Consider the following 24,523-nt stretch of genomic DNA (forward strand, 5'->3'; position numbering starts at 1 on the left):
TCTGTTCACCGCCTTTCGGAGTCGGTAGGCAGCCAGCGCAGCGGACGCAGCGAGCGCGGTGTGATCGAGGCGTAGATACGTACGTCGCGGTGGGTGTGGCGGGCCAGGTAGTTGCTCTCCACGGTGAGGTCGAAACCGAGGGCTTCCAGCAACGCCAGCACGTCGTTGACGAAGGTTGCTGACCCGCTCAGTCGCAGGCTCACCACCGGATCGGCCGGGATGTCTCGCATGCTGGTCATGCCGCCACCCCGTCTTCGTTGCCGTCGCCGAGGTCGTCAGGGTCGAAGCCGCTGTAATCCTGTGTGGGGCCGCTGATTTCGGGGGCCGGGGAGAAGGCGTCCACGATCGCGTCGGCGGCTTCGTCGTTGACCCAGAAGGCACGTACCCGCACGAATCCGGTGGTGCCGTCTTCGCCGACGTAGCCGACGCCGGGGGTGTGTTCGTTGATCTCGTCGCAGCGCGCACCACGATCACGTGCGCCTTGCCCGTGAACCATGGTGGTTTGGTTCGGTTCGTCCAGGCGCAGCCCGATTCGGGTCGGGAACAGCTGCCGGTTGGGCATCGTCTCTTTCGACGGGTCCTGCAGGGCCGCGATTACCGACACCCCTGCCGCACGGCCTTTGGACAGCAGCAGCCCGGTCTGCTGACGGAACTCCTCTTGCTGGGCGCGGTTGGCATAGGACGACAGCGAGGCAGCCTCGTCGATGATGATCAGGATCAGCGGTTCATCGGTGGTAGGGACGAGCTTGCGCAGCCCGGCACGACGCATCCGGACCAACCGCTCATCCATCTCCGCGACCGCTTCTTTGAGCATCGCGAGAATCGAGTCGGTATCGACAGCGAAGCGGGTGAACAACCGATCCTCGCCGCGTCCGAACTCCGCACCGCCCTTCGGATCGGCCAGGCGGACATCCACCAAACCGGCGAGGATCGCCACACCGAGACCGGCCAGGATCGACCAGATCACCGAGCCCTTCCCCGAACCCGTGGCCCCGGCGAGCAGGATGTGGGAGTAGAGGACCTTGAGCCGCCAGGTGTCGTAGTCCTCGGTGATTCCGACCGGGACCGCCTCCAGGTCCACACCATTGGGGACCGTTCCCGGCGTCGTTGCCGGGGCGACGAGGGTGTCGAACACCCGCACCTGGAGACGGACCCAGCTCGGTTCTGGTGACGACGCTGTCACCTTCGGCACTCCGAGATAGGTCGCGAACTGGTTCAAGGTCTCGTCGCCTGCCCAGTCCTTGAGCGACTGCCCGCCGAGCATGAGCACGTCGACCTCTAGCCCGAAGCGCGAGTAGTCGTAGCGTTCAAGCTTGGGAAACCCGCCCTGCACCGAACCCAGATCCAGGGCCGCGAACATCAGATTGGTTTGCAGCGGATCGGCCAGAATCGAGACGGCAGTACGCAATTCGAGCGGGGCATCCGCAGCGATGTCCTGCACCGTCTTCGGGCGAGCACCGGCACCGAGGTGGCGCAGCCACACCAACCCACCCGTGCCGAGGAGCGCACCACCAGCGACCGTGAGTTCAGTCAGCGCCATCACACCAACCCCCGCAACGGCTCGAACGACAGCGACACCGAATGCTCAGCGAGCACGTTCGGCAGCACCTCGGCCAGCACGCGAGCATCATCGAGGCTCAGCCGGATTTCTGTCCGGCCGACGAGGAACGACATCCGAGCCGCGGACTGGACCGGTTGAACCGGTGATGCCGCAACGTATTTCACGTTCCGCAGCTCACCCATGATCGGAGTACTCGTCACCGCTTCCCCTCCGGTTTCGGGCTACCGGTCGCGCACGTCCACAACGTGAAACCGATCAACGGCGGCCCGTCGGGGCAGTTCGCGTCACGAAACGACGGCTTCGGCACGTCCTCGCAGAACATCACGCACCCATCAGCACGGACAGTGGTGTGATAGGCCACCGGGGCTGGTGAGCGGTCGGCGGTCAGCAGCACCGCTGTCGCCATGATCGCGACCGCAGGAACACCGAGAACAGCCACCAGGAACGGCGGGTGGACAACGCGTTTGGCAGTCGCGGGCATCACGCCACCTCGCTGTTCTCACGCGCCCGCAGGGTGATATCCACGTACGGAATCGGGGGCAGGTCAGCGCCATTGGCGATCAACGCATCCCGGTAAGCAGCCTCAAGGACCTCGATAACGCCGGGAATGTCTTCCGGTCGCAGATACCACCCACCCAACAGGCCCCGGCACCCCGTTCCCAGTCCACCGAGAGTGAGCATGACCGCCGCACGGCACTTGTCGTAGCGGGCACCGATCGCACCCTCGGCAACGACCTTGGCTGCGCCGCGTGAGATCTCTATCGAGGTCCGGTCGGACATGTTCGGGGTGACCCAGTGGTTCTCGCACTGGTGCATCAATTCCGACATCACGCCACCGCCTTCACCAGATCGACGCGAGCGGTAGCGGCATCGTGTTCGGCCAGCACCGTCACCAATCCCGCCAGCACGCCACGCGCATCCTCGATGCTCAGCCTCAGCCACGCATCAGCTCCGAGATCGACCCGCACGTAAGCCGGAACGGCCATCTCGAACCGCTCATCAGGCCCGTAGCGGTACGGATGAGCAGGCAGATACACCACCCTCTCGAATTCAGCAGTGGCACTTGTGAATACAGTCGAAGACATCAGAGACTCCTTGTCAGGACACCGTGAGTGGCAGCGCCTGTTGCACCGGCCGCACGGGATGAATGGGACGCACCACCACGGGTGCGGGGGAGGGCGCTGCTGGTGCCGGTGTGGCAGCCGCAGCAGGTGCCGGGGTCGGTGCGGCCGAAGTTGCGTAGTTCGCCGCCGTGCGGGCTGAAACACCCAGTGCCCTACCGATTTCGGCGTAAGACTCGCCAGCGGCGTGCATCGCTACCGCCCGAGCAATCATGTTCGGATCGCGACGCTTGACCGCCTTACGACGAGCCGGGACCGGAGACTTCGCCGGTGCTGGTTCGCTCACCGTGACGGGCTCAGGGATCGAATCGTGTTGGGCGGCACGGAACAACACCGCCAGACCGTGCGTGTCAACGAGGAGGGAAATCGGGGCAATCGCCGCGACCAGGGCTGAGGCCCACCACGGCAGGATTCGGCCGGCCGCGACCGCGTGCAGTGAGTTGCCCGCGATCGACACCATGGCGCCGGTGCCGAGGACCCACAGGAACCAGCGACGTTCGGGACTGGCAGCCAGCACCAAGGCGGAGATGGTTGCTTGGATGATGGTGCCGTCGACGATCACCGGGAACAGCCACGCCCACTGCTTCGGAGTGTTGGCAAGAATCGCCAGATCACGCAACGCAGCGAAGGACAGTACGAACGCAGCTGTCCCGATGATGACGATGATGACCACGGCGGACCAGCGCGCCCAAACCATCCCCGCCGACTGATCCGCCGCACCCATTACGCCGCAACCGATCCGAAGCCGGATACCGCAGGCACGAAAGCGTGATCAGCAACCATCGAACGATGCACGTACTCGGAATGACCGCACACCGCACACAAGCTGGCCTTGCCATCGATACGCATCATCACGCCGCCTTCGACGCAGACGGACGAGCAGCACCCGGATCATTCGGCGGCTGCTTGGCACCGGAGGTGTCACCCTTGATGCCCGTCGCGCGGTAGGTGTACCCGAGGTACTTGAACTCGCCCTGACCCATCACCTTCGGCTCAGCGGTCAACCCCTCCACCTCGATGAACCAGATATCGTCGGTGACCTGCTCACCAGCCGGAATCGGCTGATGACGCGAAACGAACGTGATCTCGAACGAGGCCCGCTTACCCTTACCGTCACTGGCCTCATGCGGATCAGTGACCGTTGCCGTCCACAACGGCAGACCCGTGCCCACATCAGGGTTCTTCGGATCGATATCGAACTTCTGCTCCGGCAACGCGTTGCGGTCCGGGTTGTACTTGATCGCCGGACCGATCCCACCCATCAGCAACAAACGCTTAGGGAACGCCGCCGACGACTCGATCGAGAACTTGTGACCCTTGCTGATCGCCATCGTGACTCCTAGTCGATTGAAAGTTACCCAGCCTCCCTAGGTATCTTCAATCTACGCATGTTCCCTAGGTAGGTCAATAGCCTTCCTGGCTTACCTAGGCAGATCGACTATCCTGTGGACATGGATGCCATTGACCCCGACGACCCTCGGCCCGCTTCGCAGCAAATCGCGAACGTGCTACGGGCGGCCATCCTCACGAGGAAGCTCGCACCGGGGGAGAAGCTGCCCTCCGGGCCTCAACTCGTCGAGCGCTACGGAGTGGCGAAAGCGACTGTTGAGCAGGCGATTCGAATTCTTCGCGACGAGTCCCTCGTGGTCTCCAGAAAGGGCAGCGGCGTCTTCGTTCGTGAGCGCACTGAACGTCCGGTGGGTCTGCGCCGCCACATCGAGCGCGCATTCGAGGCAACCGCAGTAACCATCGATTTCGCTGGGTTCTCTGGCGAGACTTTGCATGGAGCGATCGCGGAACCACTCGACCGAATCAGGGAGGGACGACTTCGGCCAGAGTCGCTGGTTGTCCGCCTGCTGGTCCCAGATGCTTCGATGCCGTGGTCTCTACCGGCACGCACCGATGATCTCGCCGACAGCCCCGCATTCCGGCGCCGTGCAATACGCATCATGGAGCGCCACACGACTGCGATCGTCGACTCCGTGCACGAACTCGCGTCACTCGGTCTCGTCACCAGTGCAACCGCTCAGGTGCGCTCATACCCCGCCGTCCCGCTGTTCAAGCTCTACATCCTGAACGGCGAGCAAGCCTTCTTCGGCTACTACCCAGTCCGCGAACACCGACTGGAACTCGACGGAGAATCCGTCGCTGTCTGGGATCTCATGGGCAAGGATGCCACCCTCTTCGAACACGGCCAGGACGCCGACCCCGACTCCAACGACAGCCAGTTCGTCGAACAGTCCCAGATCTGGTTCGACAGCATCTGGAACTCCGTCGCTCGGGACTACCGACCGTCGTGAATCTCACCGAACTACTGCACGACCGCTCCTGCGTACTCTTCGACTTCGATGGGCCGATCTGTGCCGTCTTCTCGGAAGTCACTGATCGATCTGTCTCCAAAGAGCTTGCAGCCCTGATTGATTCACCGATTCCCGACGATCTTGCCTCCGCCAAAGATCCGTTCGGTCTCCTCAGCTACGCCGCCGCCTACGACGCCGCAACCGCTCGCACTGTCGAGCATCGACTAACAGAGCTCGAAATAGCCGCCGTGCGAGTGGCGCGTCCTACCGAGGCAACCCCAGCCTTGATGCGCGCCCTCATCGCGAACGGACGAACTATCGGCGTCGTTAGCAACAACTCCACTACCGCCATCGACACGTACCTCAACGCCCACGGGCTCCGCGAACTTGTGGCCGGGATCTACGGTCGGACGCCCGAGAACCTCACCCTGTTGAAGCCCGATCCGTACCTTCTCTACGCCGCGACGAACGACCTCAACGCCCACGCTGGCGCTTGCATCTTCATCGGCGACTCCGTGTCGGACATCGAAGCGGGGCATACGGCGCACATCCCTGTGATCGCTTTCGCGAACCGACCAGAAAAGGTCGCTCGCTTCCGGGCGCACTCTCCCGCTGCGCTCGTTACCAGCATGGCCGAAATCCGTACCGCCCTGGACGGTTCATGAACACGTCCTCTGATCTCTTCGGCCCTATCATGATTTCATGCAATCTTGATAGCATGAAGCCGTCACGCAAGTGATGCTGGAAGGTGGGACGCCGTTCGTGCGACGCCCCACCCCGGTGGGCTAGCTAGCTCGCAGCCAGCGGACCAAGACGAGTGCTCCGGCGATTACGGCAACTCCTACCAAGACGATGCCGTAGTCGACCGGAGCCTCTTGCTTTTTCCGGCGATGTTTCGCCAAACCCACCACCTCCTTCCTCGGCACGATGCGGCCTGGACCAGCTGCCACACCGTCCCTTGAGGGGAGGTTTCACCACCTTAAGCACCGGAACCGTTGGACCGCAGCGAGTTCCGCGATGTCACTGGAGTGTCAGTCTGACGCGCCCCAATTAGGTTCGCTCACTACCGAACGCGGTTGCTGCCGAATTCCGCCATTGAGGATCAAGAGCGGCGCTGCGCGCCGCCCGCGCGGCTACCGCCGCGCCGCGCCGCGCGACCGCCGGCCTCCGCAAGCTGCGGCAGGCGGGCGCGTCGGCACGTCGGTAACCGCGCTTGCGCTCACAACTGCCACTCCAGGACACTCTTGGTCGCTTTGGGCATAGCCGAGTAAGTGTGGGCACGCCGTGAGCCGTCCCCGACCTACCTCCGCAGCTGATCACGCATCGCCCGGCACCTGACGGGGTGACTGGCTGTGGTCCCGATTCGTCAATGCCAGCTTCGACGCCACCATCCACGCCGCGGTTCCAGCCCACCCCGGTGACACCAGCGGACATTCCCCCCGCCTCCTCATTGCCGAAGTATCTGACCTCACTCGCACGAGTCAAGAGCGCCTACGGCGTCACTCCGTGATGGCTACGCCACCCTTGACACGCACTCCCTCGCTTCAGGGCGGCAGCTATGAGGAAGCGGGGAGAACAGCAGTTAGCGGATCAACAACCTACCGCGGTACCGCAGCCCATCCGACAGAAACTGCTACCACGTCAGGTTCTTCTTGTTGTCCTTGATCACGCCATTCGAGCCGTAGATCGTCGCCCGCACATCACCCGCACCCGGATGCGCGAATTCATCTTGGCCGCTGTTGTTGACTCGAAGCGTCACGCTCTGCGGTTTGCCCTTGCAGGTGATCTTCTCAGTCGAATTCGAGCCGCCAGCGTCACCCACTCCGTTCTCCTCATCCAGGGCCGGGTCGGTTTGGGATACCGATACCAAAACGCCCTTCGCTTCACCCTTGGCGCAGGTGTAGCTGATCGTCACATCGACGTTCAAATCATCGACGTAGGTTGCCTTCTCGACCGTCACCGTGGCGTCCGGCCTGGCATTCGCCGTACCCGACAACCCAACCAGCGACACACACGCCACGGCCACAAGCACGCCTGAAGCAACTCTCGACAACGTCATAGACCCTTCTCCGATCAGTCGGTTAACAGGTACTCGACGTATTCGAATCTGCCGCAAGCTTGGATCGGTTCATCCTGCGACACGCCGCACGCAGCAAACATTCAGGTCGTAGAGCGGGGGGTCAGCACTGCGATCAGCCCGGCCGCGAAATCGAACTCGCTCCAGAAACGCTCCACTAAGTGACCGGCCGTCTCGGTAGTTCCAAGTTGTTCCGGATCGTTCAAGAGTGTCCGTCATGCGGGTAACACCCTGCATCACAACAGCTTTCACGTAGTGCTGGACAGTCTCGGATTGTCCGTGGTAGCCCGTTGTTCTGCTAGTCGGCAGGTTTCTGGTTCGAGTCCAGATGGGGGAGCCTGTACGGCCCCTGACCAGGAGTTATACATCTTGGTCGGGGGCCGAACTCGTTTTCGGGCCCGGATGCGCCTCGATCGAGCGGGCTGCTGTGTCTCTAACGCCTGCGAACCCACCCCTGACCGGCATCGGCCAGGTTCCACCACGAAACATAGTGCGGGTCTGGGGATTCGAGATGCCATGTCGCGTCGAGGTGATCGAAGAACGCATCGTCGCCAGTCTTGCCGCCCTTGGGCTCGCCGAGGTAGATCAGCCGTTCCCCGCCTGCCTCCTCGAATGCGTGCAGCGCCTTGGACGCCATGGGATCGCCCCAGCCCGGGGGCCAGCACAGGAGCAGGACACACCCCGACTGCTCTTCCGCCGCGAACTCTGCCAAGCCGCCAACGTGGTGCCATACATCCAGCTGTCCGGACGCTTCAGGAAACGACACGTTCCCGGCTCGGTCTGGTGGTTCGGAATCGAAGGCCGCGACCTCCACCCCGATTCGCGCCAACTGTCCCGCCCAATAGCCGCGACCCGCGCCCAGCTCCAGGACTCTTCGCCCCTGCGCGAACCGCTCGATCCACCGCAATGTCTCCGGGGACGGCACCGCGTAGGCGTAGGCCGCTTGCAAGATCGTCTGCGCGTAGCCGAGGCGAGCGCTCCCGTTCGATCGACCGCCGTTCACCACGCGACGCCCGCTGTCCTCCGCCACCGACGGGCCGACGATGTCCCAGTACGGGTTTCCCGTCGGGGACTCTCCGCCCGTCATGTAGTGCACCAGCCGGAGGTCGAACGCCGAGTCAGCGCCAGAATCCCCGGTGCCGGACAACCGCGGAGCTGTGTCCAGATAGTCCGCTACCTTCGGATACTCCGTCCGGAGCCGCTGCTCGTCCTCCAGGAGTGCCGCCAGTTCGTTCCGCCGTTGTGTCGTCAGCACGAAGCCAGTCATGCCGCCAATTCTCGCGGGCACCATGCACTTCCACGAGTGAAACTGAGGTCGCCGTCAGTCGGAGAATGCCATCATCGTTCGATTCCGCGCCCTACCCAGTCGGCGAACTCTTGGACTTTATCCGCGAGTTCTCGGTCCTCGCGGACACCTTCGATGATCTTCTTGTGGCCGTACAAACGGATGAGGTTCGCTGCGGCGTTCAGGGTGTCAACATCGGGGACGAACTGACGCCCATAGTCGGCAACGGCGCGGTCGTAGGCGGCCTGATCGATGGGAGGCGGCTCAGCCGGGGCCGGGGTGACCGTTATCGCGTAGTCGCGGCCACCAGCGGACGTTGCCGTGAACACGCCATGCCCACGGAAGCTGAACGCCGCACCACCGTCGTCCTCGATGCCGCGTCGAATCACCCCGACGAACTCCGCAAGCTCACCATCTCGCCACTGTTCGCTCATACGCCCCAACATGCCAGGTGAGTTCGCGGGCCGGTAGCCAGCCCCTGAATACCCAAGCGGACGCCAGCACGTCTTGGTTCGAGCTGTCTCGAGTGGAACCAAAGCCGCGCATGGTGCGTCATAGCTTTGACGGACTATGGAGACAGGATTCTGATGGCAGACGATCTCACGGTGGAACCAACCACGCTCGATGGTTTGTCCACGAAGTTGAAGCAACTTGGGACTGACAACGCTCAGTCGGAGACATACCTGAAGGAGCATGTCGATCTGTCGCGAGACCGAGCCGGAGTGATCTTCAGCCGGGTTGCCGACACCATCCAGCAGCTGCGCGTGGACTTGGCGTCGAACTATGAGACGTTGGGGCGGCTCACGAGCCAGTCGGGTGACGAGGTGGCGAAGGCCGCGCAGATGTATCGCACCACTGATCACGCCACTGCGGCTGCGCTGGACCGAACCTACCCCGGAGGTCGGCGGTGAGCGACGCGCCAGTGGACCAGCTGACAGAGCCGGAAGTGCAGGATCCGGTAGCTGATCCGGTCGAGCTGTTTCTCAACAACAATGTGTATTCGATGACGTATTGGGTTGATCAGTTCATCGTCCAGGTCATCGGCAAGGATCCGCTGGCATGGGCGACAACCGAGTTCGCCGGAGACTGGGCGCAGATCCAAAAAGCTGGTGCGGCAATAAGGGCCCTCTCGAAATACAACGATAGTTATGCACGCACAGTCTATTCCGCAGTCAAGGGCGTTGACTCCTGGCGTGGAAATGCAGCCGATTCGGCTCGATCGTATTTCGATGAGTTCCGTGATGCGATCGACAGCCAGGTCGCTCCGCTGAAGAATATCGCGCAGGACATCGATACCTTCGCGTTATCGGCATACTATGCGGCCCAAGGAGTCTCGTTTCTGATTCAGTCGATCATCGACACGGCGGTCATCGCGCTTATAGAGGAGGCGGCGGCTACCGCGGCCGCGTCCACCGGCATCGGTGCCATCGCGTCGGCCGGTTTGGAGGCGGCGGTCGTCTACGACATGGTGAAGATGGTCGGTCTGTGGAATCAGGCGCTGACCAAGTACGCAACGTTCGCTACGGCCGGTGAGACCGCCGTCGCCGCGATCCTGGACGGTGTGGCGACGGTGCGGTCGAAGGAGATCCCGCAGCTACCCGGCACCGGTTACGACCACCCTGGAGCGTGAGATGAACATTCCCGAACCGATCTTCGACGTTGCCCGCGGCGATATCGCCGTGTCGCGCCGACTATCCGACGCGCTGCGTACCCTCGCCGCCAACACCTCCGATCCGGCCATGAAGGAACAGATCCGCGGGGTCCTCGCCGGGAAACTCGGCGTGCGCGACTTCGCGCGCACCGATGCGTTCAGCCGCACACTCGACAGAGTGATGCCTGATGCGCTGCAACGTTTTGCGGCAATGTCGGACGAGGAGCGGGCTCGCTTGGCCGAGCGGGGGCGGGCGGAGCTGGAAAGATATCGCGAACAACCCGGGGAACCGGTGCACACGCCGCCTTTGACGTCGACCGATAACCAACCGAACCTTCAGCCGAGTGCTGGGTCGGGACATGTCATCGCGGGTACGCGTAAACCCAACCGCGACCAGGTTGTTGCGCCTGACGATCCGGACGACGACGATCTGTATTTCCGGGAACGCCGACAGCGTGGATGGATGGTGTGAAGCAAGACGTACCTGTGCCCGTTCGAACCAGGACCGGTTCGATGAGCGCGCTGGAGCTTCAGGCGAGGGCAGGCCGAACGGCGGTGCCGGGTTACCTGGCGTTGGAAGTGAGTCGACCGCTGCCCGATGTATGCGCTCGACACGGCCGGCTCGCTGTCGAGCGCCGTTCCGGGGTGGTGCGCTTCCATGAGGGAACGCATGGTCGAGTGCAAAGTACCTGGGCGACAAACTTTTTCTGGGGTCTCCGACATTACCGTCGCACACCGGAGAGCAACACCGAACTCAGCGGCGATTGGCCGGTATGTAAACGTTGCATCTGGCAGTCCCGAGTGCTTCGATTGATCGGCTACGTCTTTGCGCTATCCGGCATCGTCGCCATCGTCGTATTGTGGATGGCGGCCCAGGCGGGAGTTGTCGGAGAAGTGTCTATGCCGGTGGTGCTTATATTCTTTCCCGGCTGGTTTCCATGTGGTCTTGTCGTGGCCGCCAGTGCATTCGGTCGCGCGACCCGGTACGTACGTATTCGGCCGATCGTGGACAGGACGACGGTGGTGATCCGCGCGCACCCGAACTTCGCTGCCGCTGTTTCGGTCAAAGGTAACCTCCGCTAGCGGGCGCGGGTGATCAAACAGCGAACATGGAAGATCTTCTAGCGTAATGGCATTCGCTCCCAATGCTGATCGGGCACGACTCCGAAGCGCAGGGGGCGGATTATGGCGACTGCTGAAGTTGTTGTGGCACAACGTCACTCCAGGCCCAGCATGCGGCCGTAGATTCTGGCCGCTCGGGCAGATGTTTCCTCGCGGTTCGCGGTCTGGCTGATTTCGGGGGTCTCTTCGAGAGATCGCTTGGCCTCGTTGATGATTCCGACCGCCGTCGTGTCGAGCGCGTGCGCGATTGCCTCGAGTCGGCCGACGTCGGGTAGCGTCTCGCCCTTCTCGATCCGGTCGTAGGTGGCGCGGGGCAGGTCGGCGGTCGTGTAAACCTGCTCCCTGGTCATCTCCCGTTTGAGACGGCGATCCCGGATGGCGCGAGCAACGGCGGCATTGAGCCGCTCGCGCGCTCGCGCGCCCAACGCGTCCTCTCTCGCCATCGGACCAGCGTATCCATGGCAACACCGGCTCACCCAATCGGAGCAGTCAAAAGTTTTCCGAAGCTGATGGTCTGGAACTGCGAAGAGTGGGTGTTGCGGTACTCAAAAGTGAGTATTAGTGTCGCTGTTGGGACTTGGCGGGCGCGGGATCTATTCGGAGGATCCACACGGTCCACGGGGGCCGCGCCGGGCGTCGGCAGAGACGATTGCGGGATGTGAAAGTGGATCACACAGGTCGAGCTGCGCAGGGTGGCGCTGTGGGTTGGCAACCGGATACTCGCGCTATCGCGCTGCGGCCGAACATCATTCGAGTAGCGGGCCGACGGCGCGCGCCGGTACGGGTGAAACCACGACGATGACCGATCTGGGAATCCTGCTCGCGTTGCGCCGTGAGACATCGGAGGTCGAATACTGGCGTCGCCAGGTCGCCGCTGAACACCCCCGCGCCATGTGCACCCTCGGCATCCTGTACGCCGAGCGCGGTGAGATATCGGCGGCGGAAAACTGGTTTCGCCGGGCCGCGAACGCCAATGACCCCTGGGCGATGAACATTCTCGGCCTCTTCCTTGCCGAGCGCGGTGCGACGCGGAGCGCCGAGTACTGGTTTCGTCAGGCTGCCGCCGTCGGCCACCAACACGCGATGGCGAACCTGAGCATCATGCTCGCCGGGCGGTTCGAGAAACACGACGCCGAATTCTGGTATCGCCAGATCGCTTACGCCGGTCATCTCGAGGCAATGACCAACCTGGCCATAATGCACGTTGAACGCGGCGAGGCGGACGATGCCGAATCCTGGTTCCGCTGGGCCGCCGACGGAAATGACTACCGTGCGATGAGCAACCTGAGCCGGTTGCTTGCCGAACGTGGCGAGATCGATGAGGCCGAATACTGGCGCGGGCGGGCCGAGGGTAAGAGCCCGTAGCTGCGGACGGCTTAACGTTCGTTCGGCGGCAATGTCTGAGTTAGCTTGCGTAGCGATGTGGTTGGGGCTTGCTGATCTTCGGGGGTGGGGCCGGAGAGTAGACGCGATTCGTTGTGGGCGTGGTGTTCGACTGTCTTGTCGGTGACGGTGCGGCCTTGGTTGGTTAGTTGGATCAGGCGGCTGCGGGCGTCGGATTGGGCTGCGTGGCGGTTGACTAGTCCGGCGTGTTCGAGGCGGTCTACGCGTTTGGTGACGGCGTCGGAGGTCACCATCGTGGAGTCGCGTAGGTCGCCTGCGGTGAGTTCAAACGGAGCGGCGGAGGGTGGCGAGGACGTCGAATTCGCCTCGGCCCAGGTCGAATTCGCTGAAGACGTGGGTGAGTTGCTCGGCTAACGCCCAGTGCAGGCGGGTGATTCGGCCGATCACGTGCATGGGTGAGGGGCGTTCGTGGTGCTACTGGTCGATGATGTGGTCGACGGCGTCGGGTGCGGCGGGTCCGTTTGGTCCTGCGCGAAGCGGGCTGTGTCTGGCAGAGTGTCGGGCAGTGTTCACGGACCGGGGGAGTGGTTATGGACTTGCGTAGCAATGGGATTGGGGCACGTTCGGTGGCCGGGATTCTCGGTCGGGATGACTGGTATCGAGATCCGCTGTGGGGAGTGGAGTTTCGGCTACTGCCGGTGGAGCGGCGGCTGTTGCGGAGTTGGGAGGTGCGGCGGCTGCAGTTCATCGCGCATGCCGGTGGGGCGGTGGTGACGACGCATCAGACTTATAGTCGGCTCGAGCACAGTCTCGGATTGCTCAGTCTGGTGGTGCATTTCGCGCCGGATGATGAAGTCGCGCGGGTTGCGGCGTTGCTGCATGACATTGGGCATTTGCCGTTCAGTCATACCTTTGAGGGGTTGGCTGGGTTGAATCATCATGAGTTGGGGCGGCAGCGGGTCCGCGGGTTGGCGTCGTTGCTGGGTGAGCACGGCATGGACGTAGCGGCCGTGCTGCGGGTGGAGGCGGGCGGCGTTTCGGTCCTGCGGGGACTGTCGGGGGCGCTCAAGCTCGATCATCTCGAATCGTTCGTGCGTAGTGGGCGTGCGCACGCTCGATTGGCCGAATCGCCGCCGGATACGTTGGCGAAGCTGCGGCTGGTCGACGGGGCGGTGCACACGGATCGGGCTACCGCGAGCTACTTGGCGGAGCTGGCGTTCGGTGAAGCGTTGTACCTGTGTAGCTGGGAGAACGCGGTCGCGAACGGGGCCCTGCGTGGGCTGGTCAGTGTCTTGCTCGATGACGGCGAACGCGCGGCCGACATCGCGTCGATGACCGATGACGAGTTGTGGGCACTGCTGCTCGCCGATCCGCGAACGTCCGACCTGGCTCGTCACCTTCGCCGCGATCCGTTGGGCTGGAAGCTGCTCGACGACGGCCACCCGGACGCGTCGCTCGGCTGGGCTTACCAGCTCAAACGCCTCTACCTGGACACCGCTTGCGTGGACGGGGTGCCGCTCGGGTTCACGGCGGAGCAGCTCGCCGAACTTCCCGAACTACCGTGGCGCCGCGTCGTCATCCCACCGCACTGAGCGGTCCAGTCTCGCGCGACGACCTGGTCCGCAACAATCGTGGCGCGTCGTCATCCCACCGCACTGAGCGGTCCACTCTTGCGCGACGGCCTGGTCCGCTAGGAAACGTTGAAACGCAACAGGTCCCGGGATCGCGGCCGACGCGATCGCATTCTCCGCCGTACCCTCGAACGCAGCGACCGCAGACGAAGGGATCGACGGGATGGCCGAGGCGGCTTACGTCACCATCGCGGGCGACTACGCACGACGGATCCGCAACGGGACTCTTCCCGGCGATGCCCAGCTGCCCAGTCACGCTGAGCTCGCCGAGCGGCACGGCGTATCGCGTTCGGTGATCCGTCAAGCAATTCAGCTGCTGTGTAATCAGCAACTTGTGCGGACAGTTCCGCGCCGGGGGACCTTCGTCATTGATCAAGAGCCGGTGCGGCAGCGTGAACCGCTCGATGTCGAACTCGACGACGATGTCGACGAGGTCCGCGCCGTCGCGCACCCCATCCGACGTGCGCAACTCGCCGCCAACCTCATCACCCACTACCAACTGCGGATCGCCGAACTGTCCGGCATCCGCCAGACCGCGATCGAAGACGCGCACGACCACGGCATGAGCATCGCCGACATCGGCGAACGACTCGGCCTGAGCAACGGGCGGTGAGTTGAGCGTTAGCCGCGGTGTGCGAGTCCGTCGATCATCAGTCCGACGGTGAAGTCGAACCGATCATGACCTTCGCCTGCGGTGAGCTCGACGGCGTGCCGGCTGGTGTGCGGGAAGGTTTCGGCAGGTAGGGCGGTGAACCTACGTATCACTTCGGCGCGGTCGACGACCCAGGCGGTGTCATCGTCGGTTGATCGCTGCTGCCGGATCGATGCCTCGAGGCAGTAGGCGGCCACGTACAGGAACAGGGCGTCGGTGGCCCACGCGGCGGCCTGCGGGGCGATGCCGCCGGCGAGCAGGATTGCCAGCATGCCCTCGCTGACGCGCACGATCTCCAGGTCGGTCGGGGCCAGCGCGAGCGCGGCGCGGGAGATGCCGGGGTATCGCAGGTACTGGTCGCGGATCTGGGCGCACACGCCGCGGATCTGCTCGCGCCAGGCCGCGGGGTCGGGTTCGGGTAGGACGAGCTCCGCGCACAGCCGCCCCATGAGCAGCTCATCGAGGTCGGCCTTGTTGACCACGTGGGCGTAGAGCGAGGCAGGTCCGGTGTCGAGCGCGGCGGCCAGCCGACGCATGGTCAGCGCCTCGTAGCCCTCGGTGGCGACGACCTGCAGCGCGGTATCGATGACCAGCTCGACGGTGATCAGTGTCTTGCGGCGCCGTGGCCTCGGGTCGGCATCGGGGTTCGGTGGCTGGTGGCGCGCCGCGCGTCGCTCCTTCGGGTTCACCGGACCACCATAGCGCGTCACGAACAATGTTCCTTATACGAACATCGTTCTTGACACGAACATCGTTCTTAGATAGAACAGTGTTCGTGATAATCAATGCGAATCAAGACGTAGACGTGACCGTGGTCGGCGCCGGGCCGGTGGGCCTCATGCTCGCTGCCGAGCTGGCGCTCGCGGGCGCCTCGGTGCAGGTACTCGAGCGGTCGGCCGAACCGGACAAGGCGATGAAGGCGCAGTCGATCAACATGCCGACGGCCGAGGCGCTCGACCGCCGCGGCCTGCTGCCTGCCGCCGAGGCGGTGCAGCGAGAGTTGCGCGAGCGGACGGGCTCGTCCTCCTGGATTGCCGACGACCCTGGTCGGCGATCGCTCGAGTCGCGGTTCACCGGGCACTTCGCGGGCATGGTCCTCGATGCCGGCCTCGTCGACTGGTCCGATCCCGACTTCACCGCGCACACCGCGGCCGCCGGCGCACGGATGGTGCCGCAGCCCGAGCTGGTGGCGCTGCTCGCCGAACAGGTCGCCCGACTCGGCGTACCGGTGCGGCGTGGCGTGGAGGTCACCGCGCTGGAAGACACCGGCGACGGCGTGCTCGTCGGCACCACCGAGGGCACGGTACGCACCGGGTGGCTGGTCGGCTGCGACGGCGGGCACAGCGCTGTACGCCGCCTCGCCGGCATCGAATTCCCTGGTACCGACCCCGAACTCACCGGGTACCTCGCGGTCGTCGACATCGCCGACCCGGAGAAACTCGCGAGCGGATGGACGTGGTCGCTCGCGGGGGCTTACCGATACGGGCCGCAGCCGGGGCGGGTGGCCACCATCGAGTTCAACGCCCCGCCCGCCGACCGCTCGACACCGATCACCCTCGAGGAACTGCAGAGCACCCTGCGCCGAGTGTCGGGCACCGACGTCACACTGACCGCGCTGCACTCCGCCCCGGGCCGCTGGACCGACAACGCCCGCCAAGCCGCGACCTACCGTTCGGGGCGGGTGCTACTGGCCGGTGACGCCGCGCACGTGCACCCGCCGTTCGGTGGCCAGGGGCTCAACCTCGGGGCGGGCGACGCGATGAACCTCGGTTGGAAGCTCGGCGCGGTGATCGCCGGGTGGGCACCCGAAGGGCTGCTCGACACCTACGACGCCGAGCGCCGTCCCCTCGGCGCCTGGGTGCTGGACTGGACACGAGCCCAGACCGGGATGCTGCGCGGGGACCCCAAGTCGGCCGCGCTGCGGGGGATCGTGGCCGATCTGCTGAGCACGCGGGACGGCACGACCTACGCGGTCAAGAAGGTCTCCGGCGTCGACCAGCGCATCGACCTGCCCGGCGACCACCCGCTGATCGGCCGGTACGCGCCTGACCTGTGGTTGAGCGACGGTTCCCGGCTGGTCGACCACGGTCACGGCGGCGGATTCCTGCTGCTCGATCGCACGCCGGAGGGTGCGTTCGCTCGCATTGCCGAAGGCTGGGCCGGGCGAGTGAACAGTGTGATCGACGACAATGCGGCACCGACCGGGGTGTTGGTTCGCCCGGATGGGGTGGTCATCTGGGCTACCGATAGCACTGCCGTCACCGGCTTGGAAGCTGTCCTGCGTCAATGGGCTGGTGTGCCGTCGTCGGCAGCATTTGCGTCAGTCGACGCGAAACTTACTCGATAAGCGGGCCGGCCCTGGCGTCATTTGCCGGTCCGGAGGCTGTCCGACGCATGCCGGCACAGTGGGTCAGTTGCCGACGTGTGCCGGTCCGGTGGTCAGTCGCCGGCGTGTGCCGGTCCGGTGGTCAGTTGCCGGCGTGTGCCGGTCCCGTGGCCAATCCCCGACGCATGCTGGCACCGTGGCCATCCAGCAGTCGGGTCCAGGCCGTGCTGGAAGCCGTGCTCAGCGCGGTCTGTCGCATGTGGCTCATCGACATCACGCCCGGGCGGCCGTCGAAACCGACAATCGCCCGGGCGTAAGCCTCGTGAGTCGCCATCCGGGTGTCCAGGTTCTGGCCGGACGCCCGCTCGCCGCCGCGCGTACGGCGTGGCCGTCTACCTACGCGACGTCCAGTGCCTCGACGATGAAGACCATCTCGTCGATCGTCAGCTCGCACCCCTCGACCGCAACGCACTGCCAATCCCGTCTGGCCCGACGGCTGGGCAGCGACGCTCGAGGATCAACTCACGCGTCCGCGGAAGGCATCGCAGGTTGTCGTCGACAGGCCTCGAAAAATGTTTGCTAGATAGTCGCTACAGAAGATTTAATGGGCGGCATCCAACGCATAGGGCGCCGAATGTCAATACCGTTCAGCGTCAAGATCTCGTAAGGATAATCCGCCGCGAATTAGTATAGGCGACCCTTTGACCTGCGAGGATGCCGCATATCTCCGGTTTCTTGATTGACGCCCTTGCGCCGCTTCCCAAACCTGAACCCATGAACAAAAACATCAGCTGCGCAGCATTAGCTGCCACATGGATCGCAGTAGTTGTTGGTTCGGGACTGGCCGCCACTCCGGCCTTCGCCGACCCGCCGCCAGCAGGGTGCAACTCCGACTACTCAGTGCCGAATCAGCTCACGATCACCTGTGAGCCGGGGGCCGGAGCCGGCCAGCACGCGTACATCCGGTGCCGCGATATCGGCGGCATTCTGCACACCCGAATCGGGACCACCGTCGGCGAGAACGGCGGTTGGTCACGGGCGGTGTGCGCGACCGGCGAAAGCGGACCGGTCTGACCCGCGAGTTCTTTCCCGAGAGCTCTGCGCGAGCTCAGCCAACCCAGTCGAGATCCGGCTGTGTATTCGCTGCATCAGCGTCCGATCGAAAGGTACATCCCATGTCTGCAGCCAACGAACGTCACCGAACCACCAAGCGCGCCGCGAAGCATCGCAAGGAAACGAAGCGTAATCGCAGGGGCCTCTACGCGGCGGCCGCGTTCGCATCGCTGGCCACCGTCATGGTGTCGACCGGCAAGGCGTCGGCCGAAGCACCGGCGTTTCCGCCCATTCCGATCAGCCCGGGTGAGTTCATCCCCGGCTTGAACTCGGTTGTACCCGGACTCGGTGACACCGTCAACGGTGCCGTGACCGAATTCGGCGGATCCGTACCCGACATCGCCGCCGCTGTGCCCGAAATCGGCAACATCACCAACAACCTCGCTCCTGAGGGCCAGAACATGGTCGACCAGGCGCTGAACGCACTGGACAACGTGACCGCGGGCACCCCCGCGGAGAACGCGGGCGAGATGATCCGCGGCTTCACCACCCCGGCGCCGCAGACCGCGGCCCAGCCGGGACCCGTCGGCACGGTGCCGGGCACCACCACCGCGACCACCACCACGGCTGCCCCGCTCGGCTTCGTGCCGTCGCAGGTCACCGAGTTGGCCGCCGTCGCCGAGCAGGTCGTCAGCACCGGCGTCGATCTGCAGCAACTGGCCGGATGGGCCGACACGACCTTCCCGAGTGGGCCGCTGCGTGGGCCCGTCGAGGACCTGCTCGCCTTCGTCAACCAGGCGGTCGAGCAGGCAGGCACCCGCCGCGATCCGGTGGGCGCCCCCCTCGAGAACCTGATCGACCAGGCCCGCACCCTCTTCGACTTCCCGAAGGACGGGCCGGACCCCACCCAGGCACTGCGCGACATGCTGACCCCGATGCTCGGCCAGACCGTCGGTGACGGCGACCCGCTGCAGGGCTTGGCCGAAGGCATCACACAGTTCCTCGCCGACCCGGTCAACGCGCTCAGCTCCGCCTGGGCGCCGGTACTGACCGAGATCCGCAGCATGGTGCAGGAAAGCGGCCTGGTCAGCACTCGCCACAATGCGGCCCTGCCGTTCATGGAACTGCCCGTGCTCGTCGCACTGGTGGTCGTCGGCGTCGTCGTCGGAGCCGTTGCGCTCGGCGCGCTCGCGCTGGCCGCTGTGGTGGCCGCACCGCTGGTCATCGGCGCGCTACTGATCGGTGGCGCACTGCTGATCGGTGGCGTCGCGCTCGGCGCGGTGGCGGTTGCCGCACTCGTCGCGGTCTCGGCCGTCGCGGTTGCCGCTGTTGCCGTGCTCGCCGCGGTCGCGATCGGTCTGGCCGGCACGATCGTTGTTGGCGCGCTCGGTCTCGCCGCGGTGGTCTCGACCCTGGTGATCGGCTTCGCCGCGCTGGTGGTTGTGCTGGTCCTCGGCTGGACAGGACCGATCGCGGGCATCATCCTCGCGGCCCTCGGTCTCGTCGAAGCGATCGTCATCGGTGCACTGGCCTTCTCGACCGCCGTCGCGCTCGCGGTGTTCGCGGTCGCGGAAGCGATCAGCATGGCGGCCATCGGCTTTGCCGCGTTCGCCACGATCGCCGCGGTGGTCTTGGCCGCGCTGGTCACGGTCGGCGCGATCGGTCTCGGCGCCGCGGTCACCCTCGGTGTGCTTGCCTTCGCCGCCCTGGTCGTGTTCGTCTTCGCGGGCTGGACGGGCATACCCGCCATGATCGTGATCGCCGCCATCGCGGTGGTTGCGGCCATCGTGATCGCCGCGGCTGTCTTCTCGGCCGTGGTTGTGATCGCCAGTCTCGCTGTCGGCGAGGCCGTCATCCTGGCCGGGCTTGCCTTCGCGGCATTCGTCATCACCGTGGTGCTCGGTGCCCCGGTGCTGGCTGGCCTGGCCGCGCTGGCCGCGATCGCCCTCCCGGCGTTGCTCGCGCTGGCCGCCATCGCCGCCACGATCCCCGCGGTGGTCATCGCCGGACTGATCGCGGTAGCGGTACTCGCCGCGCTGACGGCACCGATCGTGCTCGGCGCGCTCGCGCTCTTGGCATTGACGTTGCCCGCTCCGATTGTGCTCGGCGCCTTGGCAATCGGGGCGGCCCTGCTGACCGCCCTTGCCCTCGTGGTCGCGCCCGCACTGCTCGCCCTCGGTGCTGTCGCGCTCGGCGCACTGCTGACCGCCGGTGCTGCCGCACTGACAGCTCTGGCGGTGGCTTCGCTGATCGTGATCGCCTCGATCGCATTGGGTCTGGCCGGGACGATCACCCTCGGCGCGCTCGGTCTCGCCGCTCTGGTGGCGACCCTGGTGATCGGCTTCGCCGCGCTGGTGGTCGTGCTGGTCCTCGGCTGGACCGGACCGATCGCGGGCATCATCCTCGCCGCCCTCGGCCTCGTCGAAGCGATCGTTCTCGGTGCCCTTGCACTCGCTGCGGTGATCGCGCTGGCCGCCTACGCCATCACGGGAGCGATCGCAACGACGGCACTGGCCCTGGCCGCGCTGGCCGTACTCGCCACGGCGACCTTGGCCGCACTGACCACGGTCGGCGCCATCGGCCTCGGCACGGCGGTCACCCTCGGTGCACTGGCTCTTGCCGCACTGATCGTGTTCGTCTTCGCGGGTTGGACAGGCTTGCCCGCAATGATCACGATCGCCGCCATCGCGGTGGTCGCGGCCATCGTGGCCCTCTCCGCGGGCGTCGCCACGGCGATCATCCTGGCCGCGCTGACCGCGGGCACGGTGGTCACCCTGGCCGCTCTGGCCTTCGCCGCGTTCGTCATCGGCGCGGTGTTCGGAGCACCCGTGCTGGCCGCAATCGCCGCACTGGTCACGGCAGCCGTAATCGCCGCGCTGGCCGCACCGATCGTGCTCGGGGCCCTGGCCCTGGCCGCGCTGTTGCCGGTGCTGCTCACGCTGGCTGCTATCGCCGCAGCGATCCCCGCTCTGGCCATCACCGCACTGGTTGTGGCGACGATCCTCACCGCGCCGATCGTGCTCGGAGTTCTCGCTCTGACCGCGCTCGCCGCACTCACCCTGCCCATCCTGATCGGGCTCGGCGCGTTGGCAATCAGCGCGGCTATCCTGACCGCCCTGGCCCTGGCGGCCGCACCGATCGTTCTCGGTGCGCTGCTGATCGCCGGTGCCGTCGCGCTGGCCACGCTGGCCTTGCCGGTGCTGATCGCCCTCGGCGCCATCGCTCTCGGTACGGCCGCCATCATCGGCGCGCTGCTCACCGCGGGCGCGGTCCTGGCCATCCTGGCGCCGATTGTGTTGGGGGCCTTGGCTCTCGCCGCACTGGCTCCGCTGGCCGCACTGGTTCCGCTGGCCGCTCTCGCGACTCTGGCCGCGATCACGGCGCTGGCGGTACTTCCGCTGCTCATGGCAGGCGCTCTCGCCCTGGCCGCGGTGCCTGCGCTGCTGGCGGTGCTGGCTATGGCGGTGCCGATTATGTTGGGGGCCTTGGCCCTTGCGGCTCTGGCTCCGCTGGCCGCGCTGGCGCTGCCCGTCCTGATCGCCCTCGGCGCGCTCGCGCTGGCGACGATCACGGCACTGGCGCTGTTGCCGCTGGTCGCCCTCGGGGCTCTTGCCCTGGCTGCGGTTCCTGCGGTGCTCGCCGCTCTGACGGCGCCGATTGTGTTGGGGGCCTTGGCCCTTGCGGCTCTGGCTCCGCTGGCCGCGCTGGCGCTGCCCGTCCTAATCGCCCTCGGCGCGCTCGCGCTGGCGACGATCACCGCACTGGCGCTGTTGCCGCTGGTCGCCCTCGGGGCTCTTGCCCTGGCTGCGGTGCCTGCGATGCTCGCCGCTCTGACGGCGCCGATTGTGTTGGGAGCTTTGGCTCTTGCCGCACTGGTTCCGCTGGCCGCTCTCGCGACTCTGGCCGCGATCACGGCGCTGGCGCTGCTGCCGCTGCTCGTGGCGGGCGCGCTGGCCCTGGCCGCGGTGCCTGCGCTGCTGGCGGTGCTGGCTCTGACGGTGCCGATTGTGTTGGGGGCCTTGGCTCTTGCCGCACTGGCTCCGCTGGCCGCACTGGTGCCTCCGGTGCTGCTCGTGCTCGGTGCTCTCGCGGCCGTCGCCACTATCACCGCGTTGGCGCTGCTGCCGCTGATCGTGTCCGGGGCGCTGGCTCTGGCTGCGATTCCGGCACTGCTCACGGCGCTGGCTCCGATTGTGCTGGGCGCGTTGGTGCTTGGTGTGCTGGCTCCGCTGGCCGCGTTGGCTCCGCTCGCACTGGCGGTGCCTGCACTGCTGGCCATCCTGGCGCCGATTGTGTTGGGGGCCTTGTCCCTCGCCGCATTGGCTCCGCTCGCCGCACTGGCGCTCCCCGCGCTCGTGCTCGGTGCCATCGCCGTGGCGCTGCTTCCCGTGCTGCTGCCGGTGCTGGCCGTTCTGGCGCCGATTGTGCTGGGCGCCTTGCTTCTTGGTCCGCTGGCTCCGCTCGCTCCGCTGGTCGCGCTGGCGTTGCCCATCCTGCTCGGTGCTGTCCTTGCGCCGATCGTGTTGGGTGCCATCGCTCTTGGTGCGGTTGCCACGATTGCCGCGGTGGTCACCGTCGGCATCATCGGGGCTCTGCTGATCGGGCTGGCACTGCCGGTGCTCGGTCTTGCCGCGCTCGCGCCGGTGATCGCCGGAATCGGTGCGCTGGTCGCACTGGCCACCATCCCGCTGCTCGCCATCGGCGTGCCCGCCGCGCTGGCGGCTCTGCTGACCGTCGCGCTGCTCGGCCTGCTGCTCGCGGTCGCGGTGCCGGTGGGTATCGGTATCGCGCTCGGACTGACGGCGCTGGTCGCCAGTACGGTTCCGCTGCTGCTCGGCGCGCTGCTGGCCAGCGTGCTGGTGCCGAGCGTGCTGGTGGTTGTGGTGCCGCTGCTGCTGATCGCGGTGCTCATCGCGGTCATCGTGGTGGTGCCCGCGGCCGCCCTGTCGAGCCCGGATGTGAAGTCCTACATCATTTCCGCGATCCGCGCCTGGCGCGATCAGAACACCTCGCGTGGTCACTCCGACAGCGGTATGACGCCGACCGGAACCCAGTTCCTGGACGACATCCAGGACACTGCGAGCGTCGAGGAGCTCATCGCCTCGCTGCAGAAGTCCCTCGCACCGCGGGCTCGCGCTGAAGTCACGCACGCCCACGCCGAGATCCCGCTGGTCGGCAACGACGTCGCGGATGGACGCATCACGAACCAGGAGGACCGACGCCTGGTCGAGCTGTCCCTCTGAACCGGCAGCCAACCGAATGCACTGTTCAGCAACGGAATCCAACACATCTGAGGAGAAGACGATGAATCCCGAACAGCACAACACCGACACCGATTTCGATCCAGCCGACCCGAGCCTGCACCTCGAGTATCTCTACGGCCCACAGTGGCGCGACGTCGTGCAGATCATCGAACGCGCCGCCCAGCTCACCGCAGACGAAATCGAGACGCTCAACATCGCGGCGGAGAAAGGCCAGCCGACCGGACTGTCCAACCCCGACGGCCTCGCCGGGCTGCTGTCCAGCTTCCGCAAGTCGTCGACAGAAACGAAGACCGCGCAGATCGCCGCCGACACCGCACAGGAGTTCGGCCGCACCAGGGCCGTTCAGCTCGCGGGACTGATTGCCGGACAGGCGATTTCCCCGGCCATCGGCGGCAGCGTCGAGGGCCTGCACGGATTGCTGCAGTCGCTCAGTTCGCTCGGCGCGATGAACGCGATCAACCGAGCGGTCACCGCGGCGGTGCTCGGCGATCTGGTCGGTCGCGGCGAATTCACCAGGGACGTCTACGACTCCCTGATGGACCCCTGGATCGACGCCATCTTCTGACCAACCACCAACGACAAGCAAAGGAGATCCGATCATGTTCGATCCCAGGTCCGCGCCAAGCAGCACCGCCCCGCTCGGGGGCCTGCTCGACATCAGCTCCGCACCGGTCGCCTTCGGCTACTACGAACAGAACGCGACCGACGCCGAGACCATCGCCGTCTGCCACGCAAGGTCCCGCTCCGGGCCCATCGGCTGGTGGAACCGGCACCGGCAGTTCACCGTCGGCGTCGGAATGATGCTGGTGACGACACTGGGATTCCTGCCAGCGGTGCAGAACGCCGTGATCATGGGGTGGTAGCACCCCGCAGCGCACAGGCCGCGACGCCCACCGTGACTCACACGGTGGGCGTTGTGGCTACTGCGTCGCAAACGATGCTGGAGCGGGCGGCTGATACGATCGGCCCATCGCTCGATAGTCCCGCCTGCCTGGTTTTTTTAAGCGCAGGTGCTCGGTTTCAGGACGTCGGAGGGTAGGTCGATCGGGTGATGACACGAACGCGATACACCGTTTCAGCTAGGTACCGCAATTCCCTGGACACCCGAGACCTCGGTGGAGAACATGCGATCGTCC

Annotated in this window: 28 protein-coding genes; 14 read left to right on the forward strand and 14 right to left on the reverse strand. The window is 65.5% G+C overall.

The annotated features are described in order from the left end of the window. Window positions 1-5 precede the first annotated feature (5 nt). From OG203_RS37305 to OG203_RS37340, 8 genes are all read right to left on the reverse strand, one after another. Window positions 6-239: a hypothetical protein gene (locus OG203_RS37305; protein WP_405161896.1), complete on the reverse strand. Its 234-nt coding sequence runs from the start codon at window positions 237-239 to the stop codon at window positions 6-8. Then, entirely contained in the window at window positions 236-1,540 is a 1,305-nt protein-coding gene (locus OG203_RS37310; RefSeq protein WP_405161897.1) for an FtsK/SpoIIIE domain-containing protein, read from the reverse strand. The genes OG203_RS37305 and OG203_RS37310 overlap by 4 nt, the downstream gene beginning before the upstream one ends. After that, window positions 1,540-1,761, reverse strand: coding sequence for a hypothetical protein (locus OG203_RS37315; RefSeq protein WP_405161898.1), 222 nt, complete (start codon window positions 1,759-1,761; stop codon window positions 1,540-1,542). Before OG203_RS37315 ends, OG203_RS37310 begins: the two co-directional genes overlap by 1 nt. Further along, window positions 1,758-2,042 (reverse strand): hypothetical protein, encoded by a 285-nt coding sequence (locus tag OG203_RS37320; protein ID WP_405161899.1) that lies wholly within the window; start codon window positions 2,040-2,042, stop codon window positions 1,758-1,760. The genes OG203_RS37315 and OG203_RS37320 overlap by 4 nt, the downstream gene beginning before the upstream one ends. Beyond that, window positions 2,042-2,389, reverse strand: coding sequence for a hypothetical protein (locus OG203_RS37325; protein WP_405161900.1), 348 nt, complete (start codon window positions 2,387-2,389; stop codon window positions 2,042-2,044). Before OG203_RS37325 ends, OG203_RS37320 begins: the two co-directional genes overlap by 1 nt. Continuing rightward, window positions 2,389-2,646, reverse strand: coding sequence for a hypothetical protein (locus OG203_RS37330; protein WP_405161901.1), 258 nt, complete (start codon window positions 2,644-2,646; stop codon window positions 2,389-2,391). Before OG203_RS37330 ends, OG203_RS37325 begins: the two co-directional genes overlap by 1 nt. A gap of 13 nt (window positions 2,647-2,659) precedes the next feature. After that, on the reverse strand, window positions 2,660-3,406 hold the full coding sequence (locus OG203_RS37335) for a DUF2637 domain-containing protein (RefSeq protein ID WP_405161902.1): 747 nt from the start codon (window positions 3,404-3,406) through the stop codon (window positions 2,660-2,662). A 127-nt stretch (window positions 3,407-3,533) separates the two neighbouring features. Beyond that, window positions 3,534-4,013, reverse strand: coding sequence for a hypothetical protein (locus OG203_RS37340; protein ID WP_405161903.1), 480 nt, complete (start codon window positions 4,011-4,013; stop codon window positions 3,534-3,536). Between the two features lie 120 nt (window positions 4,014-4,133). Here OG203_RS37340 and OG203_RS37345 point away from each other — a divergent pair, with 120 nt between their 5' ends. Next, the gene (locus OG203_RS37345; protein WP_405161904.1) at window positions 4,134-4,982 is read left to right on the forward strand and encodes a GntR family transcriptional regulator; all 849 of its coding nucleotides are present in this window, start codon (window positions 4,134-4,136) and stop codon (window positions 4,980-4,982) included. After that, window positions 4,979-5,647 (forward strand): HAD family hydrolase, encoded by a 669-nt coding sequence (locus tag OG203_RS37350; RefSeq protein ID WP_405161905.1) that lies wholly within the window; start codon window positions 4,979-4,981, stop codon window positions 5,645-5,647. Before OG203_RS37345 ends, OG203_RS37350 begins: the two co-directional genes overlap by 4 nt. A gap of 968 nt (window positions 5,648-6,615) precedes the next feature. Here OG203_RS37350 and OG203_RS37355 read toward each other — a convergent pair. From OG203_RS37355 to OG203_RS37365, 3 genes are all read right to left on the reverse strand, one after another. Continuing rightward, window positions 6,616-6,942 (reverse strand): hypothetical protein, encoded by a 327-nt coding sequence (locus OG203_RS37355; protein ID WP_405161906.1) that lies wholly within the window; start codon window positions 6,940-6,942, stop codon window positions 6,616-6,618. A 550-nt stretch (window positions 6,943-7,492) separates the two neighbouring features. After that, the gene (locus OG203_RS37360) at window positions 7,493-8,326 is read right to left on the reverse strand and encodes a hypothetical protein (protein WP_405161907.1); all 834 of its coding nucleotides are present in this window, start codon (window positions 8,324-8,326) and stop codon (window positions 7,493-7,495) included. Between the two features lie 71 nt (window positions 8,327-8,397). Beyond that, the gene (locus tag OG203_RS37365; protein WP_405161908.1) at window positions 8,398-8,778 is read right to left on the reverse strand and encodes a hypothetical protein; all 381 of its coding nucleotides are present in this window, start codon (window positions 8,776-8,778) and stop codon (window positions 8,398-8,400) included. 153 nt (window positions 8,779-8,931) lie between these two features. On the opposite strand from OG203_RS37365, the gene OG203_RS37370 reads away from it, so the two are divergent. Genes OG203_RS37370 through OG203_RS37385 form a run of 4 tightly spaced genes read left to right on the forward strand, consistent with a single transcriptional unit; the run spans window position 8,932 to window position 11,078 of the window. Continuing rightward, the gene (locus OG203_RS37370) at window positions 8,932-9,255 is read left to right on the forward strand and encodes a type VII secretion target (RefSeq protein WP_405161909.1); all 324 of its coding nucleotides are present in this window, start codon (window positions 8,932-8,934) and stop codon (window positions 9,253-9,255) included. Then, entirely contained in the window at window positions 9,252-9,974 is a 723-nt protein-coding gene (locus OG203_RS37375) for a hypothetical protein (RefSeq protein WP_405161910.1), read from the forward strand. Before OG203_RS37370 ends, OG203_RS37375 begins: the two co-directional genes overlap by 4 nt. A 1-nt stretch (window position 9,975) precedes the next feature. Next, window positions 9,976-10,467, forward strand: a complete 492-nt coding sequence (locus OG203_RS37380) for a hypothetical protein (protein ID WP_405161911.1) — start codon at window positions 9,976-9,978, stop codon at window positions 10,465-10,467. Window positions 10,468-10,508: 41 nt separating this feature from the next. After that, window positions 10,509-11,078, forward strand: coding sequence for a hypothetical protein (locus tag OG203_RS37385; protein WP_405161912.1), 570 nt, complete (start codon window positions 10,509-10,511; stop codon window positions 11,076-11,078). A gap of 134 nt (window positions 11,079-11,212) precedes the next feature. Here the strand turns inward: OG203_RS37385 and OG203_RS37390 are convergent, their stop codons facing one another. Further along, window positions 11,213-11,560, reverse strand: coding sequence for a helix-turn-helix domain-containing protein (locus tag OG203_RS37390; RefSeq protein WP_405161913.1), 348 nt, complete (start codon window positions 11,558-11,560; stop codon window positions 11,213-11,215). A 355-nt stretch (window positions 11,561-11,915) separates the two neighbouring features. Between OG203_RS37390 and OG203_RS37395 the strand changes: the two genes are divergently transcribed. Then, window positions 11,916-12,482: a tetratricopeptide repeat protein gene (locus OG203_RS37395; RefSeq protein WP_405161914.1), complete on the forward strand. Its 567-nt coding sequence runs from the start codon at window positions 11,916-11,918 to the stop codon at window positions 12,480-12,482. An 11-nt stretch (window positions 12,483-12,493) separates the two neighbouring features. Here the strand turns inward: OG203_RS37395 and OG203_RS37400 are convergent, their stop codons facing one another. Next, on the reverse strand, window positions 12,494-12,754 hold the full coding sequence (locus tag OG203_RS37400; protein WP_405161915.1) for a MarR family winged helix-turn-helix transcriptional regulator: 261 nt from the start codon (window positions 12,752-12,754) through the stop codon (window positions 12,494-12,496). 297 nt (window positions 12,755-13,051) lie between these two features. Between OG203_RS37400 and OG203_RS37405 the strand changes: the two genes are divergently transcribed. Further along, window positions 13,052-14,053: an HD domain-containing protein gene (locus OG203_RS37405; RefSeq protein ID WP_405161916.1), complete on the forward strand. Its 1,002-nt coding sequence runs from the start codon at window positions 13,052-13,054 to the stop codon at window positions 14,051-14,053. Window positions 14,054-14,255: 202 nt separating this feature from the next. After that, window positions 14,256-14,705, forward strand: a complete 450-nt coding sequence (locus tag OG203_RS37410; protein ID WP_405161917.1) for a winged helix-turn-helix domain-containing protein — start codon at window positions 14,256-14,258, stop codon at window positions 14,703-14,705. Window positions 14,706-14,713: 8 nt separating this feature from the next. Here OG203_RS37410 and OG203_RS37415 read toward each other — a convergent pair whose 3' ends face one another. Beyond that, entirely contained in the window at window positions 14,714-15,454 is a 741-nt protein-coding gene (locus OG203_RS37415; protein WP_405161918.1) for a TetR/AcrR family transcriptional regulator, read from the reverse strand. A gap of 59 nt (window positions 15,455-15,513) precedes the next feature. Here OG203_RS37415 and OG203_RS37420 point away from each other — a divergent pair, with 59 nt between their 5' ends. The 5 genes from OG203_RS37420 (at window position 15,514) to OG203_RS37440 (ending at window position 24,250) form a co-directional block, all read left to right on the forward strand. Further along, on the forward strand, window positions 15,514-17,091 hold the full coding sequence (locus OG203_RS37420) for an FAD-dependent oxidoreductase (protein WP_405161919.1): 1,578 nt from the start codon (window positions 15,514-15,516) through the stop codon (window positions 17,089-17,091). A 693-nt stretch (window positions 17,092-17,784) separates the two neighbouring features. After that, window positions 17,785-18,144 (forward strand): hypothetical protein, encoded by a 360-nt coding sequence (locus tag OG203_RS37425; RefSeq protein ID WP_405161920.1) that lies wholly within the window; start codon window positions 17,785-17,787, stop codon window positions 18,142-18,144. A gap of 101 nt (window positions 18,145-18,245) precedes the next feature. Continuing rightward, on the forward strand, window positions 18,246-23,366 hold the full coding sequence (locus OG203_RS37430) for a hypothetical protein (protein ID WP_405161921.1): 5,121 nt from the start codon (window positions 18,246-18,248) through the stop codon (window positions 23,364-23,366). Window positions 23,367-23,427: 61 nt separating this feature from the next. Beyond that, window positions 23,428-23,952, forward strand: coding sequence for a hypothetical protein (locus tag OG203_RS37435; RefSeq protein ID WP_405161922.1), 525 nt, complete (start codon window positions 23,428-23,430; stop codon window positions 23,950-23,952). A gap of 34 nt (window positions 23,953-23,986) precedes the next feature. Beyond that, window positions 23,987-24,250, forward strand: a complete 264-nt coding sequence (locus tag OG203_RS37440) for a hypothetical protein (protein ID WP_405161923.1) — start codon at window positions 23,987-23,989, stop codon at window positions 24,248-24,250. The last annotated feature ends 273 nt before the right edge of the window (window positions 24,251-24,523 follow it).

The sequence above is a fragment of the Nocardia sp. NBC_01499 genome, assembly GCF_045040275.1.
Lineage (GTDB): Bacteria > Actinomycetota > Actinomycetes > Mycobacteriales > Mycobacteriaceae > Nocardia.

Coding starts and splice junctions, on each gene's coding strand:
- OG203_RS37405 (WP_405161916.1), top strand. CDS start 13,052: ATGGACTTGCGTAGCAATGGGATTGGGGCACGTTCGGTGGCCGGGATT.
- OG203_RS37325 (WP_405161900.1), bottom strand. CDS start 2,389: ATGTCGGAATTGATGCACCAGTGCGAGAACCACTGGGTCACCCCGAAC.
- OG203_RS37435 (WP_405161922.1), top strand. CDS start 23,428: ATGAATCCCGAACAGCACAACACCGACACCGATTTCGATCCAGCCGAC.
- OG203_RS37410 (WP_405161917.1), top strand. CDS start 14,256: ATGGCCGAGGCGGCTTACGTCACCATCGCGGGCGACTACGCACGACGG.
- OG203_RS37370 (WP_405161909.1), top strand. CDS start 8,932: ATGGCAGACGATCTCACGGTGGAACCAACCACGCTCGATGGTTTGTCC.
- OG203_RS37335 (WP_405161902.1), bottom strand. CDS start 3,406: ATGGGTGCGGCGGATCAGTCGGCGGGGATGGTTTGGGCGCGCTGGTCC.
- OG203_RS37330 (WP_405161901.1), bottom strand. CDS start 2,646: ATGTCTTCGACTGTATTCACAAGTGCCACTGCTGAATTCGAGAGGGTG.
- OG203_RS37305 (WP_405161896.1), bottom strand. CDS start 239: ATGACCAGCATGCGAGACATCCCGGCCGATCCGGTGGTGAGCCTGCGA.
- OG203_RS37360 (WP_405161907.1), bottom strand. CDS start 8,326: ATGACTGGCTTCGTGCTGACGACACAACGGCGGAACGAACTGGCGGCA.
- OG203_RS37345 (WP_405161904.1), top strand. CDS start 4,134: ATGGATGCCATTGACCCCGACGACCCTCGGCCCGCTTCGCAGCAAATC.
- OG203_RS37395 (WP_405161914.1), top strand. CDS start 11,916: ATGACCGATCTGGGAATCCTGCTCGCGTTGCGCCGTGAGACATCGGAG.
- OG203_RS37440 (WP_405161923.1), top strand. CDS start 23,987: ATGTTCGATCCCAGGTCCGCGCCAAGCAGCACCGCCCCGCTCGGGGGC.
- OG203_RS37400 (WP_405161915.1), bottom strand. CDS start 12,754: ATGGTGACCTCCGACGCCGTCACCAAACGCGTAGACCGCCTCGAACAC.
- OG203_RS37310 (WP_405161897.1), bottom strand. CDS start 1,540: ATGGCGCTGACTGAACTCACGGTCGCTGGTGGTGCGCTCCTCGGCACG.
- OG203_RS37430 (WP_405161921.1), top strand. CDS start 18,246: ATGTCTGCAGCCAACGAACGTCACCGAACCACCAAGCGCGCCGCGAAG.
- OG203_RS37320 (WP_405161899.1), bottom strand. CDS start 2,042: ATGCCCGCGACTGCCAAACGCGTTGTCCACCCGCCGTTCCTGGTGGCT.
- OG203_RS37340 (WP_405161903.1), bottom strand. CDS start 4,013: ATGGCGATCAGCAAGGGTCACAAGTTCTCGATCGAGTCGTCGGCGGCG.
- OG203_RS37390 (WP_405161913.1), bottom strand. CDS start 11,560: ATGGCGAGAGAGGACGCGTTGGGCGCGCGAGCGCGCGAGCGGCTCAAT.
- OG203_RS37365 (WP_405161908.1), bottom strand. CDS start 8,778: ATGAGCGAACAGTGGCGAGATGGTGAGCTTGCGGAGTTCGTCGGGGTG.
- OG203_RS37425 (WP_405161920.1), top strand. CDS start 17,785: ATGCCGCATATCTCCGGTTTCTTGATTGACGCCCTTGCGCCGCTTCCC.
- OG203_RS37385 (WP_405161912.1), top strand. CDS start 10,509: ATGAGCGCGCTGGAGCTTCAGGCGAGGGCAGGCCGAACGGCGGTGCCG.
- OG203_RS37380 (WP_405161911.1), top strand. CDS start 9,976: ATGAACATTCCCGAACCGATCTTCGACGTTGCCCGCGGCGATATCGCC.